Source organism: Methanoregula sp. PtaB.Bin085 (assembly GCF_002067035.1).
Classification (GTDB): Archaea; Halobacteriota; Methanomicrobia; order Methanomicrobiales; family Methanospirillaceae; genus Methanoregula.
On sequence record NZ_MVQB01000012.1, the window covers coordinates 1 to 15,630 of the forward strand.

At 53.3% G+C, this 15,630-nt stretch carries 13 protein-coding genes and 2 tRNA genes; 4 read left to right on the forward strand and 11 right to left on the reverse strand.

The genetic code is table 11. The annotated features are described in order from the left end of the window. Positions 1–64: 64 nt before the first annotated feature. A tRNA-Thr gene (locus A4E33_RS00690) sits at positions 65–137 on the reverse strand. 163 nt (positions 138–300) lie between these two features. Here A4E33_RS00690 and mmp10 point away from each other — a divergent pair. After that, positions 301–1,551 carry a methyl coenzyme M reductase-arginine methyltransferase Mmp10 gene (gene mmp10, locus A4E33_RS00695; protein ID WP_292345464.1) on the forward strand — a complete coding sequence of 417 codons (1,251 nt, stop codon included), beginning with the start codon at positions 301–303 and terminating at the stop codon, positions 1,549–1,551. 653 nt (positions 1,552–2,204) lie between these two features. Here the strand turns inward: mmp10 and A4E33_RS00700 are convergent. From A4E33_RS00700 to A4E33_RS00745, 10 genes are all read right to left on the reverse strand, one after another. Beyond that, complete coding sequence (locus A4E33_RS00700) at positions 2,205–2,714, reverse strand: DUF350 domain-containing protein (protein WP_292345465.1); 510 nt, start codon at positions 2,712–2,714, stop codon at positions 2,205–2,207. Positions 2,715–2,857: 143 nt separating this feature from the next. Beyond that, positions 2,858–2,969, reverse strand: a tRNA-Met gene (locus A4E33_RS00705). 64 nt (positions 2,970–3,033) lie between these two features. After that, positions 3,034–4,509: an acetyl-CoA carboxylase biotin carboxylase subunit gene (locus tag A4E33_RS00710; protein WP_292345467.1), complete on the reverse strand. Its 1,476-nt coding sequence runs from the start codon at positions 4,507–4,509 to the stop codon at positions 3,034–3,036. Next, the gene (oadA, locus tag A4E33_RS00715) at positions 4,506–6,248 is read right to left on the reverse strand and encodes a sodium-extruding oxaloacetate decarboxylase subunit alpha (protein WP_292345469.1); all 1,743 of its coding nucleotides are present in this window, start codon (positions 6,246–6,248) and stop codon (positions 4,506–4,508) included. The genes A4E33_RS00710 and oadA overlap by 4 nt, the downstream gene beginning before the upstream one ends. A gap of 47 nt (positions 6,249–6,295) precedes the next feature. Next, positions 6,296–6,949 (reverse strand): energy-coupling factor transporter transmembrane component T, encoded by a 654-nt coding sequence (locus A4E33_RS00720; protein ID WP_292345471.1) that lies wholly within the window; start codon positions 6,947–6,949, stop codon positions 6,296–6,298. After that, the gene (locus A4E33_RS00725; RefSeq protein ID WP_292345473.1) at positions 6,937–7,629 is read right to left on the reverse strand and encodes an ATP-binding cassette domain-containing protein; all 693 of its coding nucleotides are present in this window, start codon (positions 7,627–7,629) and stop codon (positions 6,937–6,939) included. The genes A4E33_RS00720 and A4E33_RS00725 overlap by 13 nt, the downstream gene beginning before the upstream one ends. Continuing rightward, positions 7,626–8,297, reverse strand: coding sequence for an energy-coupling factor ABC transporter ATP-binding protein (locus tag A4E33_RS00730; RefSeq protein ID WP_292345476.1), 672 nt, complete (start codon positions 8,295–8,297; stop codon positions 7,626–7,628). Before A4E33_RS00730 ends, A4E33_RS00725 begins: the two co-directional genes overlap by 4 nt. Continuing rightward, positions 8,294–8,803, reverse strand: a complete 510-nt coding sequence (locus A4E33_RS00735) for a biotin transporter BioY (protein WP_292345478.1) — start codon at positions 8,801–8,803, stop codon at positions 8,294–8,296. The genes A4E33_RS00730 and A4E33_RS00735 overlap by 4 nt, the downstream gene beginning before the upstream one ends. 45 nt (positions 8,804–8,848) lie before the next feature. After that, positions 8,849–9,832: a biotin--[acetyl-CoA-carboxylase] ligase gene (locus tag A4E33_RS00740; RefSeq protein ID WP_292345480.1), complete on the reverse strand. Its 984-nt coding sequence runs from the start codon at positions 9,830–9,832 to the stop codon at positions 8,849–8,851. A 5-nt stretch (positions 9,833–9,837) separates the two neighbouring features. Continuing rightward, positions 9,838–10,260 (reverse strand): DUF2111 domain-containing protein, encoded by a 423-nt coding sequence (locus tag A4E33_RS00745; protein WP_292345482.1) that lies wholly within the window; start codon positions 10,258–10,260, stop codon positions 9,838–9,840. 951 nt (positions 10,261–11,211) lie between these two features. Between A4E33_RS00745 and A4E33_RS00750 the strand changes: the two genes are divergently transcribed. The 3 genes from A4E33_RS00750 to A4E33_RS00760 all read left to right on the forward strand — a co-directional run. Then, positions 11,212–12,483 (forward strand): UDP-glucose/GDP-mannose dehydrogenase family protein, encoded by a 1,272-nt coding sequence (locus tag A4E33_RS00750; RefSeq protein WP_292345483.1) that lies wholly within the window; start codon positions 11,212–11,214, stop codon positions 12,481–12,483. Between the two features lie 62 nt (positions 12,484–12,545). Further along, entirely contained in the window at positions 12,546–13,310 is a 765-nt protein-coding gene (locus tag A4E33_RS00755) for a sugar phosphate nucleotidyltransferase (RefSeq protein ID WP_292345486.1), read from the forward strand. Between the two features lie 247 nt (positions 13,311–13,557). Continuing rightward, the coding region (locus A4E33_RS00760) for a lectin like domain-containing protein (RefSeq protein WP_292345487.1) at positions 13,558–15,630 on the forward strand (2,073 nt) is incomplete at its 3' end.

Genomic DNA, 15,630 nt, shown 5'->3' on the forward strand with positions numbered 1-15,630 from the left:
CATAAAACAGCGTGTGTGGATGGGCTAAAAGAAGTTTACTGTAGATTCGAACACAATGTTCGAAAGCCCCAGCCGTGATTTGAACACGGGACCTGCTGATTACAAGTCAGCCGCTCTGCCAGCTAAGCCACTGAGGCGCCATATGATTTTGTCCGTAGATCGTAAAAAAGGTGGTGTCATGCCGGAACTCCGGCAAAAAACCCGGCTTGGGAGATCCTGCACGGGTTTCCTGTCTGCGATCTTCGTGAATCTGATCACCCGAACAGATTAAACGTTTGAGGAACTGACGTACTAGTGTCCATGGCACAGCTGACCGTTGATATCGGGGGAAGTCCCGGGATAAACTGTCGCGGTTTCTGTGAATACTGTTATTTTAAGAAAGTGAAAGGAGTCCAGCCGCTCGGATGCAGGTACTGCCTGCCATTCCGGAAAGGATGCGATTACTGTACGCGGGGGATCCGGGAGGAGTATGCCGGTTTCAAGGACCTCAGGACCATCGCGGACGAAACCCTTGCAAATCTCCAGGCAAAGCTGGACGATATCGAACGGATCACTATCAGCGGCGGCGGAGATCCCAGCTGTTATCCCCGGTTCCGGGAGCTTATCGAGCTCCTCGGGAGCATGAAAGCCCCGCTCCATATCGGATACACCAGCGGGAAAGGATGGGACGATCCGGCGATCGCCGATCTCCTCATCGATAACGGGCTCTCCGAGATCTCTTTCACGGTCTTTGCAACCGATCCAGAACTCCGGAAAAAGTATATGCACGACCCGACGCCGGAAGTATCGCTTGGTATCCTTGAACGGCTCTGTTCTGCTGAGAATGAAAACGGAGAAAAATGCATTGACGTGTATGCAGCAACGGTAGTCCTCCCCGGGGTGAATGACGGGAAGGTCCTGGAGGAGACCTGCAGGTGGCTCCAGGACCGGGGTGCAAAGGGCCTGATCCTGATGCGGTTTGCCAATACCACGGAACAGGGGCTCATTCTCGGGAATGGGCCGGTGATGGCAAAGCAGCGTGTCCAGAGCGTTGAATCGTTCCGGGACATGATCACCGATCTCCGGAAAAAGTTCACGATGAAGATATCCGGCACCCCGTTATGGGATCCTGAGATTGGGTCGCCGTTCGCGATCCGGTTCGAGCCGGACCTGCTTGCAAAACTCCCCCGCGTCACGAAACGTGCGAGCGTGATCTCCGGCAGCATCGCATCGCCGTTCATCGATGCTATCCTTTCTGCATGCGGATCGGTGGTGCCGGTCCTCCCGGTGAAGAAGGAGATAGCCTGCCTGATCACTGCAGACGATCTCCGGGAGATCGATCTGAAATCCCTTGAACCGGTTGTACTCATTCCCGGACGGGCATTTGTGCACGATCCCGAGGCTGAGACAATCCTGTCCCGTGACGGGATCGCGAGGACGGTAGTACGCGGCCCGGAGATGCTGACGGCAGATGCCGAAACCAGCATGGGAATGATGCGCAACGAGGTCCTCGCGATAGAGATGGACGGATTCCGTGACCTGATCCTCACCATCAACCGGTACGGGAAGTAACCCGGCAGAAAAACGCGGCCTGTCGATTCCGTTTTTAGGAGATAAAAAAGGACTCTGCAGAAATTCTTCCCGCTACCTGCTCAGCGTAATTGCGAATGTGACCCCCCACTCTCGCTCGAAGAATCCTGATACATTCTTCCCGACCTCCCTGCGGTCGGTCGCCAGACGGGGAAGCAGCCCAAGGGGATAAGGCCCCTTGATCCCTATTTTCGAACTCTTTTTCCATGGACCTTTTTTACGGCCATGCTCCACGGGGTAAGGGTCGGCATACCCCGAACGTCCGTGGTCCCATCACCATCCAATACGATCTCCAGCAGGATTTCTGCAGTGTAAAAAAAGAAGGGTATAGTGCCATTTTAACTACCAAATCGTTAAGGAATTTACGAGAGAAAAATAGAGTCAGAACATTGTTCCAAAATTCGGAATAAGAAAGTGTTCATGAGAAAGGACAAAAATATTGACGCTCCAGGGGCTTCGCCCCGCCGCTATGGCGCCCCAATTGCGATAACGTTGCATTACCAGGATCAGGCCTCCCGGAAATACAGAAGTATCACATGCGCCCCCGCCCCCAAAGGGGGCAGGGTTGGCACAAGGGGGGGCGTCCATCAGAGTAAAAAATTAGTCGCTGAAATGTGACTATACCCAAAAGAAAATTATACAATTGCCGCGGTGATTCCGATCACACCGGACTGGATGATGACGGCAACGGCAATGATCACACCTGCCATCTCGAGAGCTACGGCAACGTTCCCTTTTTTGAGTTCCTCGAACTCGTTCACGCCGGATGTCAGCCGGTCGAGGATATTCAGGGCAAGGTAGATTGCAGCAATGGCGAGCACAATACCGACCAGGAGCTGGAAGATCGCGACAACGACTGCGAGAATCCCGTCACTGTTGAACCCGAGGCTGATCGCCTTGTTGATGCCCACGGAAAGTCCGGTGACTCCTGACTGGACAACCACTGCTATCGCGATGAACACCGATGCAACAAGAATGCCGACGGCGGCATTTCCTTGTGCCAGTTCTTTCTCTTCATCGATGCCCCTGGTGATCTTGCCAAGAACCCAGAAAGCGATATACAGGGCCGCAACGGCAAAGACGATGGCAATAACCAGCTGGATAATTCCAACGACCGCATTCAGAATAAAGTCCGTAAAAATCACCTTGTCTGGTACGCGGTACGATAAAAGAACTAATAAATATATCGTCCAAAAGAAAATCGGCGGATTTTTTAGTGAGGGATTAAAAAAATTCCCGGTTAAAAGTGGCAGTTATCTAAAAATGAGAAGTATTGCAGGGAAACGGATGCTGCGGAGGGGTTACGATCCCCCGATCTCCAGATCTCTCGAAGCAGGAACGCGCAATTGCACGTCAGAACCCTATGAGTCTGGCGCCCTAACCAGCTAGGCCACCGCAGCACAAAAGTGCATAATTACAACGCCGTAAAAACTTTTAAAGGTTCTGCTATCCCGCGGTTGGCTTTCACTCTTTTTTCTTCTGCAGGTACAGGTTGACTGCCGCAGTGATGGCGGCCACCTTCTTTCCCTGCTGGAATGATCCGGCCAGTGTCTGCATCCGGGTTTCCTCATCCCTGACATACCGGTCGAGTGTGTTGAGGATATGTTCCTCCTGAAGGAAATGCGTGTGGGTGTTGCCGTACACGAACTGCGGGTTGTTCATGATCGCGTAATGGAGGGGCAGGGTCGTTTTCACGCCGAGGATGATGTACTCGGAAATCGCTCGCCGCATCCGCTTGATCGCGTCATGCCGGTTGCTGTCCCATGCGCACAGTTTCGCGATCATGGAATCGTAGATGGGCGAGATGGTATAACCCATGTGGATACCACTGTCGACGCGGATGCCAGGCCCGCCGGGGGAACGGTACCTGACTATTTTACCCGGATCCGCAGAGAAGTTATTCATCGGGTCCTCGGCATTGATCCGGCACTCGATCGCATGGCCGCGGATGGTCAGGTCTTTCTGTTCGAAGGGAAGGGTCTCGCCCGCAGCAACCGCGAGCTGCTGCTTGACGATGTCGATGCCTGTAATGAACTCGGTGATGGTGTGCTCGACCTGCAGCCGGGTGTTCATCTCCATAAAATAATAATTCCCATTGCTGTACAGGAATTCGACCGTCCCGGCATTGGTGTACCCTGATGCTTTCACGACCCTGAGTGCAGATTCCGCCATCCGGTTGCGCAGCTCCGGTGTCATGATCGGGCAGGGGGCTTCCTCGATAAGTTTCTGATGCCGGCGCTGGATCGAGCACTCCCGCTCGAAGAGATGGACAGCGTTCCCATGCTCATCGGCAAGCACCTGGAACTCGACGTGACGGGGCTTGACAAGATATTTTTCGATGAATACCGTTGCATCGCCGAATGCTGACTGGGCGATCCGCTGGCTGCCCGCAATTGCCTCTTCCAGGGATTTCTCGTCCTGGACGATCTGCATGCCGATCCCGCCTCCCCCGGCACTTGCCTTGACGATGACGGGGTAGCCGATCTCAGCCGCTACGCTTTTTGCTTCCTCAAGAGTTTTGATCCCGCCATCGGTGCCGGGGACAACCGGCACCTTGTTGTCCCGCATCATCTGCTTGCTGCCGATCTTGGAGCCCATGGCCTGGATGGTCTTCCACCGCGGTCCGACAAAGATCACGTTTTCGTCCTGGCAGAGCCTGGCAAAACGGTAGTTTTCTGCTAGAAAACCGTACCCCGGGTGGATAGCTTCGGCACCGCTCTTCCGGGCGATGTCTATGATCCGTTCCATGTTCAGGTAACTCTTGGACGGGTGCGCCTCGCCAACCTGGAAGGCCTCGTCGGCATATTTTACATGGAGGGCGTTCTTGTCGGCTTCGGAGTAAATCGCGACGGTATCGATGTCGAGTTCCCGGCAGGCCCGCATGACACGGATTGCAATCTCGCCGCGGTTTGCAACCAGGAGCTTCTCAAAATACTTCATTGCACCACCAGCAGGACATCGCCGTTCTTGACGACATCGCCGGCATCAACGAAGATCTCGATGACCTTGCCGTCAACCGGGCTGTGGATGGGGTTCTCCATCTTCATCGCTTCAAGGACAACAAGGGTGTCGCCTTTTTTGACGGTTGCACCCCGGCTTACATTGACCTTGAGCACCATCCCCTGCATGTTGCTCTTGATCCCGCCCTCCATATCGCCGCGGGGGGTCTTCTGGTGCGGGGTAACGCTCGCGACTTCCATCGCGTTCCCGCCGACCGAGATGATGCGGATGGAGAAGACTTCCCCGTCCACCTCGACCTGCATCTGGTCCGGGACACCGGACACCGGTGCTGCGGCGGGCTGAATCTTCGGGAGCTCCTCGAGTTTCCTCTCACCTTTGAGGAACGAGGGCGCGATTGCCGGGTAGAGGATGTAGGTCAGGACATCTTCCTCTTTCCGGACCAGCCCGGCTTTCTCTGCTTCCGCTTTCATCTTCTCGTATGCCGGTTCCAGCAGGTCGGCCGGGCGCACCGTGATCACTTCGTCGCTGCCGATGATCAGCCGGCGGATCTCCGGGCTGACCGGTGCCGGTGACTTGCCGTACTGGCCGTGGATGTAGTCCTTGACCTCCTTGGTCACGTTCCGGTACCGCTCCCCGTTCACGAGCACGTTGAGCACGGCCTGCGTGCCGACAATCTGGCTCGTGGGCGTCACCAGCGGCGGGTACCCAAGGTCCTCGCGAACCCGGGGCACTTCCGCAAACACGTCGTCCAGCCGGTCGATGGCATCCTGCTCCTGAAGCTGGGAGACAAGGTTCGAGATCATCCCGCCCGGCAACTGGTACAGGAGCACGTTACTGTCGACCCGTTCAGAGATTGGGTTGAGGAGACCCGCGTATTTCTCCCGGATCTGGATGCAGGCATTCCGTGCCGCCCTGAGCCGGACCAGGTCGATCCCGGTGTCGCGGGGTGTTCCCATCAGGGATGCCACCACGCTTTCCGTAGGTGGCTGGGAAGTGCCCATGGCGAAGGGCGACATCGCGGTATCGACGATATCGACGCCGGCCTCGATGGCAGCCTGGTAACTCATGGGCGCAATGCCGCTCGTGCAGTGGCTGTGCAGGCAGACCTTGACGTCCACGGCTTTCTTGATGCCGGCGATAAGGTTTCGTGCAGCCTCCGGCATGATAAGGCCAGCCATGTCCTTGATGCAGATGGAATCGCATTCGAGCGCGTACAGGTCCCGGGCCATCCGGATGAAGGTCTCGTTGTTATGGACCGGGCTCGTGGTATATGATATGGTACCCTGAAGGTGTGCCCCTGCCTTCTTTACCCGGGCCATCGACCGGGTCATGTTGCGGATGTCATTCAAAGCATCGAAGATACGGAAGATATCAACACCGTTTTTGTGCGCCGCATCAACAAATTTATCCACGACGTCATCAGGGTAATGGCGGTAGCCCACGAGGTTCTGCCCCCGGAGCAGCATCTGGATCGGGGTATGCTTCAGTTCACCCTTGAGGTCGCGGAGCCGGTCCCACGGGTCGTCGTTCAGGTATCGGATGCAGGTATCGAACGTCGCGCCCCCCCAGGCCTCGACCGAGAAGAAACCGCACTGGTCAAGGGCTCGGGCAAGGGGCAGCATGTCCTCCGTCCGGAGGCGGGTTGCGATCAGCGACTGGTGTGCATCGCGAAGGGTTGTATCGGTGATCTTCACTTTACGGGAAACGACAGCATCCATGGGGGGCCTCAGGGGGGCGGCAGGTATCCATCCAGCATCTCAAAAATTCAATGGTAAAGTATAAAAAATTCACTAACGGGAAGGAAGGCGATGACCGTGATGCATACTGCTGCAATGCCCGCGATGATGTCCCGGCGCGTTGTCGTGAACAATGGACAACAACTTCCGCCCCGCTGGTATCCCCGGACTGCCATCAGCTCGGCAGTTTCATCCGCACGCCGGAGTGTACCGCGGATGAGGATACTGCCGGCCGGAACAAGGGACCGTACTCCCCAGTGTCCGCCCTTGAGTTCCTGAGCATGTCGGATCCGCGTGAGGTCTGCAGCCATCAGGTCCAGCGACTGGATCGCCATCTCAGCTACCATGCCGCAATCGAAGCCGGCTTTTTTCCCGCCCAGCCAGGTCCCGAGCCCGAGGAACTCCCCCTGCCGGTATTCTGCATAGAGCCATGCCCCGACAAGGATGATCACCGCCATCCGTGCAGTGTACGAAAAACCGCCCCCGCCGGTGAGTTCGAGGACTAGGCCGAAAAACGCAACAAGGATGATAGCCGGAACCGCACCACGGATTTTTTTCAGTACCTGCAGTGGGTGCGAGAAGACAAGCCACCAGATGAATACCAGGAGAGCCCCCGTGAGGGTTGTAAACGCCACGAACGAGAGCAGCGCAGCCGCACCCGTACGCAGCCTTATGTCCTGCATACAGCCTCCAGCAGCTCGGTCCGCGAGATATTGGCCGGAACTTTTCCAGCCCGGACAAGATCCCTGATCACTGCCGGTGCATGCTCCCACCGCCCGAGAGCATCCGGGACCCGGCCCCGGTCGTGCAGAATACCCCCGGAGATTTCCCAGATACGATCCACTTTTGGGAAGAATGCCTGTTCGTGGGTAAAGATCACGGTGATGCCGTGTTTCCTGCCGGATAATTCAGCGCATAACCGTTCTTTCTCCACGCAGTCCAGCGAACTGAACGGTTCGTCAAGGATCAGGAGATCGTACTGCTTTGCCAGGATACAGAAGAGGACCAGCCGTTTCAGCTCGCCGCGGCTCAGGGCGTGGGGATCTGTCAGCGCCCCGTCAGCGAGCCCGGCAGAGGCAAGGACCGGGCCGGGATCGATCCCCCACGACCTGCATTCTTTAAAAATGTCTGTCCCGGTAATGTGGAATTCCGGGAACTGGAACGCGATCATATGCGAGGAAATTCCCTGACGTTCAATGTATCCTGATGCCGCCGTTAACAGGCCGGCAAGCATCAGCGCCAGCGTGGACTTGCCGCTGCCGACATCACCGGAAACGAGATGGATCCCTTCATTGAATGTCCCTTCCGCAGAAAGCGACCAGTCGCCGCGATCAACCCGGACACCCTGAACGGAAACCTTCACAGCCGGCACCTCCAAGCGATAGGACGGAACGCCGAACGGTCCAGGGAAGCGAAAACCTCGTCCGGAGTTCCAACATGCACGATGGATCCCTTTTCAAGATAGAGGACCATGTCCGCTGATGCAGCAGCATCCATATCCTGGGTGCAGTGAATCACGTACGGGATCCCGCTCTTCCGGATAATTCCTGCGATCGTTCCGGCATGGTTTGAATCGAGATGGGAATCGTACTCATCCAGCACAAGTACCTGCGGCCGGATAACAAGCGATGAGGCAAGAGCGACCAGGATTTTCTCCCCGCCGGAAAGCGTCTGCACCGTACGGTTCTGCAGGTGCCCGATCCCTGCCAGTCCCATGACCTCCTTTACACGTTCATCGATCATCCTGCAGGGAATGTGACGGAACCGGAGCGGGGATGCAATCTCATCGGATACACTGCCGAACAGGATGTTCCGGTCCGGGAATTCATTTACCCAGCCGATCTCGGATTGTCGCGGGAGGATTCCATCGATAAGAATCGTTCCGCTCTCCGGTTCTGCGATCCCGGCAAGCAGCTTCAGAAGCGATGTCTTTCCGCTCCCGTTCGGACCGATTATCGAGGTTGTTCCATGAGAAAGCCGGATGTTATCCACGACAAGGGAACGGTACCGTATCTTTTCTCCCGTGATCATGGCAGCCTGTCCGCGATGACGTATGCAGCCGCGGCCTTAATCGTGTCACCAATAATGAACGGCAGGGCACCGGCCATAAACGCCGGGATTAATTCCCGGTCAAGCGAGTACATGAGCCACGCGACACCGCATGCATAAATCAGGATTGTTGCCAGGGCAAGGCCGCAGACGCGGACCGGCCGGGATGAATGTTCGTACGACAGACCGGTGACAAGCACTGCAGCAACGAACCCGATAAGGTATCCGCCGGTCGGCCCCAGCAGTACCCCGATCCCGGCAAGCCCGTTGTGGAAGAGGGGAAGTCCCAGGGCTCCAAGGAGAACATACAGGAATACCGGGATCACTGCGTACCGTTTCATGACCGCTCCGGCAAGCAGGACGAAGAGGGTCTGCAGCGTGAAGGGGACCGGGATGCATGGAATGGAGATCCAGCTGCCGATTGCAATGAGACCGATGAAGGCAGCGGTATGGGCAATCAGCCGGGATCTGACGGGGTTACCGAACATCGTCAACCATTAGAAAAAAGATAGTTGACGATAAAAGAGTATGCATCACGGGCGGTGGATGCAGTCACCTGCGATGACGCGTTCCAGCTTGCCGTTGTCTTTCCTGATGATGAGCGCACCGTACTCATCGATGTCGATCGCATCGCCTTCGAAGCTGTTGCGGAGTGTGCGGATCTGGACACGGTTTTCCAGCGTGCAGGAGAGGCTCTTGTACTCCCGGATGATTGCATCGTATTCCCCGCCTTCGATCAGGACATAGTGGTTCTCGAATTCCTTCAGGATTCTGGCAAGAAATGCGGCCCGGTCAACTTCGTGGCCAACCTCCACACAGATGGAGGTGACCTGGTTCCTGAGGGATGGATCGAATTTTTTTATGGGAACGTTCACATCAATCCCGATGCTGAGCAGGCAGTGGTGAACGACATCGGCCTCAGCAGAGAGTTCGAGAAGGAGCCCGGCAACCTTCTTGTTTCCGATGAAGATATCGTTGGGCCACTTGATGAGCGCCCCGAGATTGAACTCCTTGCGGATTGCCCGGGCGAGGGCGATGGAACCAGCCATGGTGATCATGAAGATGTGATCGACCGGGATCTTCGGTTTCAGGACAATCGTGATCCAGATTCCGCCGCTGGGAGAGACCCAGACCCTTCCCATCCTGCCGATCCCGCCGGTCTGCTCTTCGGCAATGATCACGAGGCCGTGCATCTTCTCGACATCGCCTTCGGAACAGAGCTGCTTTCCCACCCAGATGGTCGATGGCGTATTCTCGAGGTACCGCATCTTCTTTCCGATAAACTTCGTCCGGAGCTTCTTGTGGATCTCGTACGGCAGCAGCTTGCTGCTCGTACGGGTGAGCCGGTACCCCTCCTTCTGCGAAGAGGAGATGTCGTATCCCATGGTCCGGAGCTCGTTGATGTGCTTCCAGACTGCTGACCGCGTAATCTTCAGCTCGTTGCTGATGACCTCCCCTGAGACGGGAGCAGTTGCACGTTCTAGAATTTCAAGTACCCTGAATGCGGAATCCGGCATGATGCTCACCGCTTTGAATCGATCTGTTCCCCGGGAAGAGGGCAGGGATCCTTGCCGCAGACCTGCTTGAGGATGGCGGACTGGTGTTCCATGAGCGTTGCGAGATCGAAGATGCCGGTAATATCAACGATACCGATTGCACCGATGGCATCCCCATCCTTGTCCCTCACGGGCGAGACCGTGACCGGCACCCCTTTGTATGCACCGCTGGCGGGCGTGACCTTGATTGTCCGGTTTTGTGCAATCGCATCGAGCAGCACCGGCCCACTGTAATTGCGATCGATCACCCGGCCCTCTTCGATCCGTATCCCGTTTTTATCGCGGGATTTTGCCGTGACGGGAAGGCGGTGGACCAGTTCGTGGACAGCGAGCGCAACCGGTTCGAAATCGGCAGCCTCGGCGCTGCAGGAGAGCGTATAACGGTGCATCGGAATACCTCACTACTCTGGTCATTGTTTAGGTAAAAGAAGGTTGTGGCGGGAGCAAACGGCTCCGGTTTTTCCGGGATCTTTCATTCAGCGAACGTTGGCGGAGGGAAGTTTTCCGGGTATCATCTGTTTTTTTCCTATTCCGGATTGGGATTTTTTGAAAATTTTCATTGGCGCAAAATTTTTCCCGGCCCGGGATTATTCCTATACATTATCCATCAACCATTGATTGGAGGGGATCCTGGAAGTAAACTCGGGAGGTTGCCGACGTAGATTACCGTAAAACAGATGGGACCTCTTTTCAGGAACAGCCCTCGTACGTCCCCCCTTGGTCTTCTATCGCAGTTCCGGGTTTTTTCATCGGAAAAATGGTCGTGTTTTTCCCCTTTGAAAAACCTGTTTTTAAAAACGGGTGCAGCGGGCTTTCAAGGTCCTGGTCCCGGCCGGACAACTTGCAGCCTGTGCAGCTTTTGCGGTTTTTCTATGGCCAATAAACTGCACGGTCGGAAATCGTTTAAAACGGTCATTTTTTGATTATATGACTTTTAATGGATATTTTCCTTCGGTGTTGGCACCGTTTCCAGTGCCGAATTTTTCCGGGTTTTCACCCTACGGATTCTACGTCGGAGAATGATCATGGGGGGAGAGACGTTCCGCCACCCCCCTTTTTCCAAGTACCGGGATCGGCCCTCGGGTATGCATCATCCTCAGTATTCAGGTCCGTGTAAAATGATAGACTTGGAAAAAAACCGGTATTGAAGATTTATGAAAAATTTTTAACACGCGTATTTTCAGATAGTTGGAAAAAAAACGAAAATTCATCCGGCTCCAGCGAGGATGAAAATACTATACCGGATTTCTTCTGAACCTGTACTTCTCACAAACGTATCCGAAGCATTTTCATATCGTTCTGCGAACACTACAAAAGAACAGGGAGACGAATAGGATCGTATGAAAATTACCATTGTCGGCGGAGGATACGTAGGTCTTGTTACCGGTGCTTGTTTTGCAGATGCCGGCAACGAAGTAACCATAGTTGAATCTGATACAAAAAAAGCCGGGATGATCAATGAAAAAACGGCTCCGATCTATGAACCTGGTCTTGAACCAATCCTTGGAAAGACAATCGGAAAAAACCTCCGGGCGGAACTCTCGTACGATTCGGTCAGGACCTCGGACCTCACGTTTATCTGCGTAGGAACTCCCGCAAACGATGACGGCAGCGCAAATCTGAGTTTCCTTGAATCTGCAAGCAGGTCAATCGGCACAGCACTACAGAAACCAACCGGTTATCATGTTGTTGTTGTGAAAAGTACTGTTCCTCCCGGGACAACCGGAGATCTTGTGCGTCCGGCAGTTTTGACGGCTGCCCATAAGAAAGAAAACGATATCGGATTTGCCATGAACCCCGAGTTCCTGCGGGAAGGGCGTGCTATTGAAGATTTCCAGAATCCTGATCGTATCGTGATTGGCAGTAGCAGCTCCATGGCGGGGGATCGTGTGGCCGATGCATATCGGAGATTTCAGTCACCGGTTGTCCGGACCAGCCTTGCAGCAGCTGAAATGATCAAATATACTTCCAATGCGTTTCTCGCCACAAAAATCTCATTCGCCAACGAGATCGGCAATATCTGTAAGGAATTAGGGATCGATGTCTACGAAGTAATGAAAGGGGTCGGGCTCGACCAGCGGATCGGCTCAAAATTCCTTGATGCCGGCGCTGGGTTTGGCGGGAGTTGTTTTCCGAAAGATGTCTCTTCACTTACCATTTTGGCTGAGCGGGCCGGAATCGATCCGCAGATCCTTCGCGCAGTCCTTGCTGTGAATGAACAGCAGCCGCATCGTCTTGTTGCGCTTCTTGAGAATAGGGCCGGGCAAATATCCGGTAAACGGATTGCAGTTCTCGGGCTTGCCTTCAAGGATAATACAGATGATGTTCGGGATTCGCGTGCCATCCCGGTTATCCGTGAACTGCTAGAGAAAGGGGCACGGGTTGCTGCATTCGATCCGATGGCCGGACCGAACATGCAGAAAATTTTTCCGTCAATCGAGTATGCCGGCAGCGCTGCCGATGCGCTTTTGGGAGCAGATGCATGTCTTGTCATGACCGAGTGGCCGGAGTTTTCCCGGATCAATCATGAGTTTGATGGTATGAAAAAGCGGATTATTATTGAAGGACGCCACATATTGACTTGTGATGGGAAGGAAGGAATATGCTGGTAAAACCGGTTTTCATCGGATGTCAGCGAATACACGTCTGGCGGGGATTTGTTCCCTGATCTTCCATGGAGTCTCCTGAAATGAAGGTTACTCAGGGACTTATCCCGGCTGCAGGAAAAGGCTCACGTCTTGGCCCATTTACCTATGCGATCCCTAAGGAACTGCTCCCTGTCGGTGAGAAAGCGGTAATCGAACATGTTGTGGAGGCAATGACAAGTGCCGGGATAGAAGAGATAACTGTTATTGTAAGTCCGCACAAGCATGGTTTATCCGATTATCTCGGTTCAGGAAAACGTTTTGGGGTGCATTTCAATTATGTCGTCCAGGACGAGCAGAGGGGGCTTGCCGATGCCGTCCTCGCCGGTGAACACACGATTGACGGGACGTTTGCCGTTGTACTGGGTGATAATTATTTCGAGCCGAAGATTTTCTTGAAAGATATCATCACGTTCCATTGTTCTGAGCACGCGGTCACGACTGTCGGGGTTGCTGAGGTGCATGATGTGACGCGTCACGGCATTATCACGCCCGAAGGCAACCGGGTTGCTGATATTCATGAAAAACCCGGGGCAAATGAAGCTGCGAGTAATCTCGGCGCACTTGGTGCGTATGTTTTTGACACGTCGATTTTCAGTGCAATCCGTGCAACAAAACCCGGATTGAAGGGTGAGTACCAGCTGACCGATTCGATCCGGGTCCAGATCCAGGAAGGCAGACGCGTTCTCTTTAAAAAAATCGATGGGATCCATATCGATGTAGGGACGCCAGTAGATCTCATGCGGGCAAACGAGCGGTACCTGCGGGACAACCGGATGTCTGATACGGAATAATCCATTTTTAGAATTTACCACACTAAGTGCGAATTGTGTGTGAATTGCAGTTGTTCCAGAAAAGACCCTATTGTAGAAAAGTATCGCTGTCTTTATTGCTACCGTCTTTCTGGCATTCTGTTGGAGTCTTTTTAATCCTGTTACAATAAAAAGGCTCGAATTTTTCTTCGGAATTTAATGGAAACAGTGTCTTTCATTAGTTGTACAAACCAAATCATTTTAATATCACATTGATAAATTATATGCCATGCATGGTGAGGGGTGCGTCGGAAAATTAATTTTCATCTTGGTCTTGTTATCATGTTTTATTATCGCGGTTTCCTCTGCATGGGAATATAACGAGATACCTGGAACGCCTAATGAGACTGTAAACCCTATGGAGAATGTAATGACCATCCCGACTACTGCCGGGCCAGCTTCGGAATCCATGTTGACTAATACTATCTCTCCCATTGAAAATGAATCGTTGGTAATATTGGAAACCCCGAAAACTGATGTTACAAAGAATCCTTGTAATGTCACTCCGATAGTAGGACCTGTATCGGAGGAGTCGGGAGTGGATTCTTTTGAATCAGAAGAAACCGGAATTTCTCAATTATCTGAAAATATTGTACCCAGTCCAACGAAGACAACGGATGTTCCAACGACAAACCTAGCCCCAACACCAGACGAAAGAGATCTTTCTGTCAAATCACCTGGAATTAACCGGATATCCGACAAGGAATCTTTCGAAGCAATCGACTGGTCTCAAGTAATAAGCCACGGCAAATCACCGGTTAACCCGGCCTTTTTACGTTATCAAAACAGGACAAAAAATCCCGTGGTCGACCAAATGGAGGTACAGGAAAGCAGTACTCCGTCTGGTGCAAGCCTCACAATGATTGAACTTAATGACGGTTCGATAAAGCAGGTGCTTCTGGACGGCGACATCCCTTCACCAATTGACCTGTCCTATACACAAACCTTGCCGATCGGTTCGGATGATACACCCTACCCGGCCTCCTACGATCTCAGAAGTTATGGCAGAGTTTCGTCAGTAAAAGACCAGGGTGTGGCAGGTGCCTGTTGGGCATTTGCCACGATCGCATCACTCGAATCAACTCTCCTACCCGGAGAAAACTGGGATTTTTCGGAGAATAACATGAAGAACCGGTTAAACAGTACAAATGCGGATGGGTTTGACCGCGAATCGATCGATGGCGGGAATGAATGGATGTCCTCCGCCTACCTTACACGCTGGAGCGGACCTGTGCTGGAATCTGATGATCCCTATCAGGCTCTTGGCAATGCCTCTCTTTCGGGGCTGATGGTATATAAGCATGTCCAGAATGTGTATTTCATTCCCCAGCGTTCCAGTGCGACGGATAATAATAATATTAAGGATGCACTGATGAACCATGGAGCGGTCAAGGCCTCTATCTACTGGGACAGCCTTTTTTACAATTCAACCAGCCACGCCTTCAATAATTACCTGACTGCTTCGTTGACTAATCACGCAATCACTATCGTTGGCTGGGACGACAGTTACAGCCGGACGAATTTTAAATATCAACCCGCAGGTGATGGAGCGTTCATTGTCAAGAACTCCTGGGGTACCGGGTGGGGTGATAACGGGTACTTTTACGTATCGTATTACGATGGGACGATTGGTAACAGGACGGTTGTATTCACTGGTGAACGCATAACGAATTTTGATCGCGTTTATAGCTACGATCCTCTTGGATGGGTTGGATCATACGGCTATGGAACACCATCGGCATACTATGCCAATGTCTTCACTGCTCAATCCGGAGAAACACTGAACTCTATAAGCACATACCAGACATATCCGGGTAGTTATACTGTGAGAATTTACTTGGATCCTTCCGGAGGGCCAATCAATGCCAGTGGATATGTAGCAGAAACGACCTGGTCGGATTCTCTGCTTGGATACCATACAATCGATATTCCTGATGTTACTCTGAAACGAGGGCAAAAATATTCTATCGTGATTTTTGCATCGACACCCGGATGGAATTTCCCGGTGCCGATGGAAAATCCCGAAGCATATTATTCCAGTCATGCAACTGCGAATCCCGGGGAGAGCTATATCAGTCAGAGCGGTATATCGTGGACCGATATGACCTCAGCTTTGTCCAATACAAATGTCTGTATCAAAGGATATACGACACTTAAAACAAACGTTGGTATCTACCGTCCTTCAACGCACATGTTTTACCTGAGGGCACCCGGCTCCCCGACAACGGCGATAGACTGGGGTATCAGTTCGGATATCCCGGTAACGGGCGATTGGGATGGTAATGGGATAAGTGACGTAGGT

Bases quoted from the DNA above. Each gene is read 5' to 3' on its own strand.
- mmp10 (WP_292345464.1), top strand. From the start codon at position 301: ATGGCACAGCTGACCGTTGATATCGGGGGAAGTCCCGGGATAAACTGT.
- A4E33_RS00710 (WP_292345467.1), bottom strand. From the start codon at position 4,509: ATGAAGTATTTTGAGAAGCTCCTGGTTGCAAACCGCGGCGAGATTGCA.
- oadA (WP_292345469.1), bottom strand. From the start codon at position 6,248: ATGGATGCTGTCGTTTCCCGTAAAGTGAAGATCACCGATACAACCCTT.
- A4E33_RS00720 (WP_292345471.1), bottom strand. From the start codon at position 6,949: ATGCAGGACATAAGGCTGCGTACGGGTGCGGCTGCGCTGCTCTCGTTC.
- A4E33_RS00730 (WP_292345476.1), bottom strand. From the start codon at position 8,297: ATGATCACGGGAGAAAAGATACGGTACCGTTCCCTTGTCGTGGATAAC.
- A4E33_RS00735 (WP_292345478.1), bottom strand. From the start codon at position 8,803: ATGTTCGGTAACCCCGTCAGATCCCGGCTGATTGCCCATACCGCTGCC.
- A4E33_RS00740 (WP_292345480.1), bottom strand. From the start codon at position 9,832: ATGCCGGATTCCGCATTCAGGGTACTTGAAATTCTAGAACGTGCAACT.
- A4E33_RS00745 (WP_292345482.1), bottom strand. From the start codon at position 10,260: ATGCACCGTTATACGCTCTCCTGCAGCGCCGAGGCTGCCGATTTCGAA.
- A4E33_RS00750 (WP_292345483.1), top strand. From the start codon at position 11,212: ATGAAAATTACCATTGTCGGCGGAGGATACGTAGGTCTTGTTACCGGT.
- A4E33_RS00755 (WP_292345486.1), top strand. From the start codon at position 12,546: ATGGAGTCTCCTGAAATGAAGGTTACTCAGGGACTTATCCCGGCTGCA.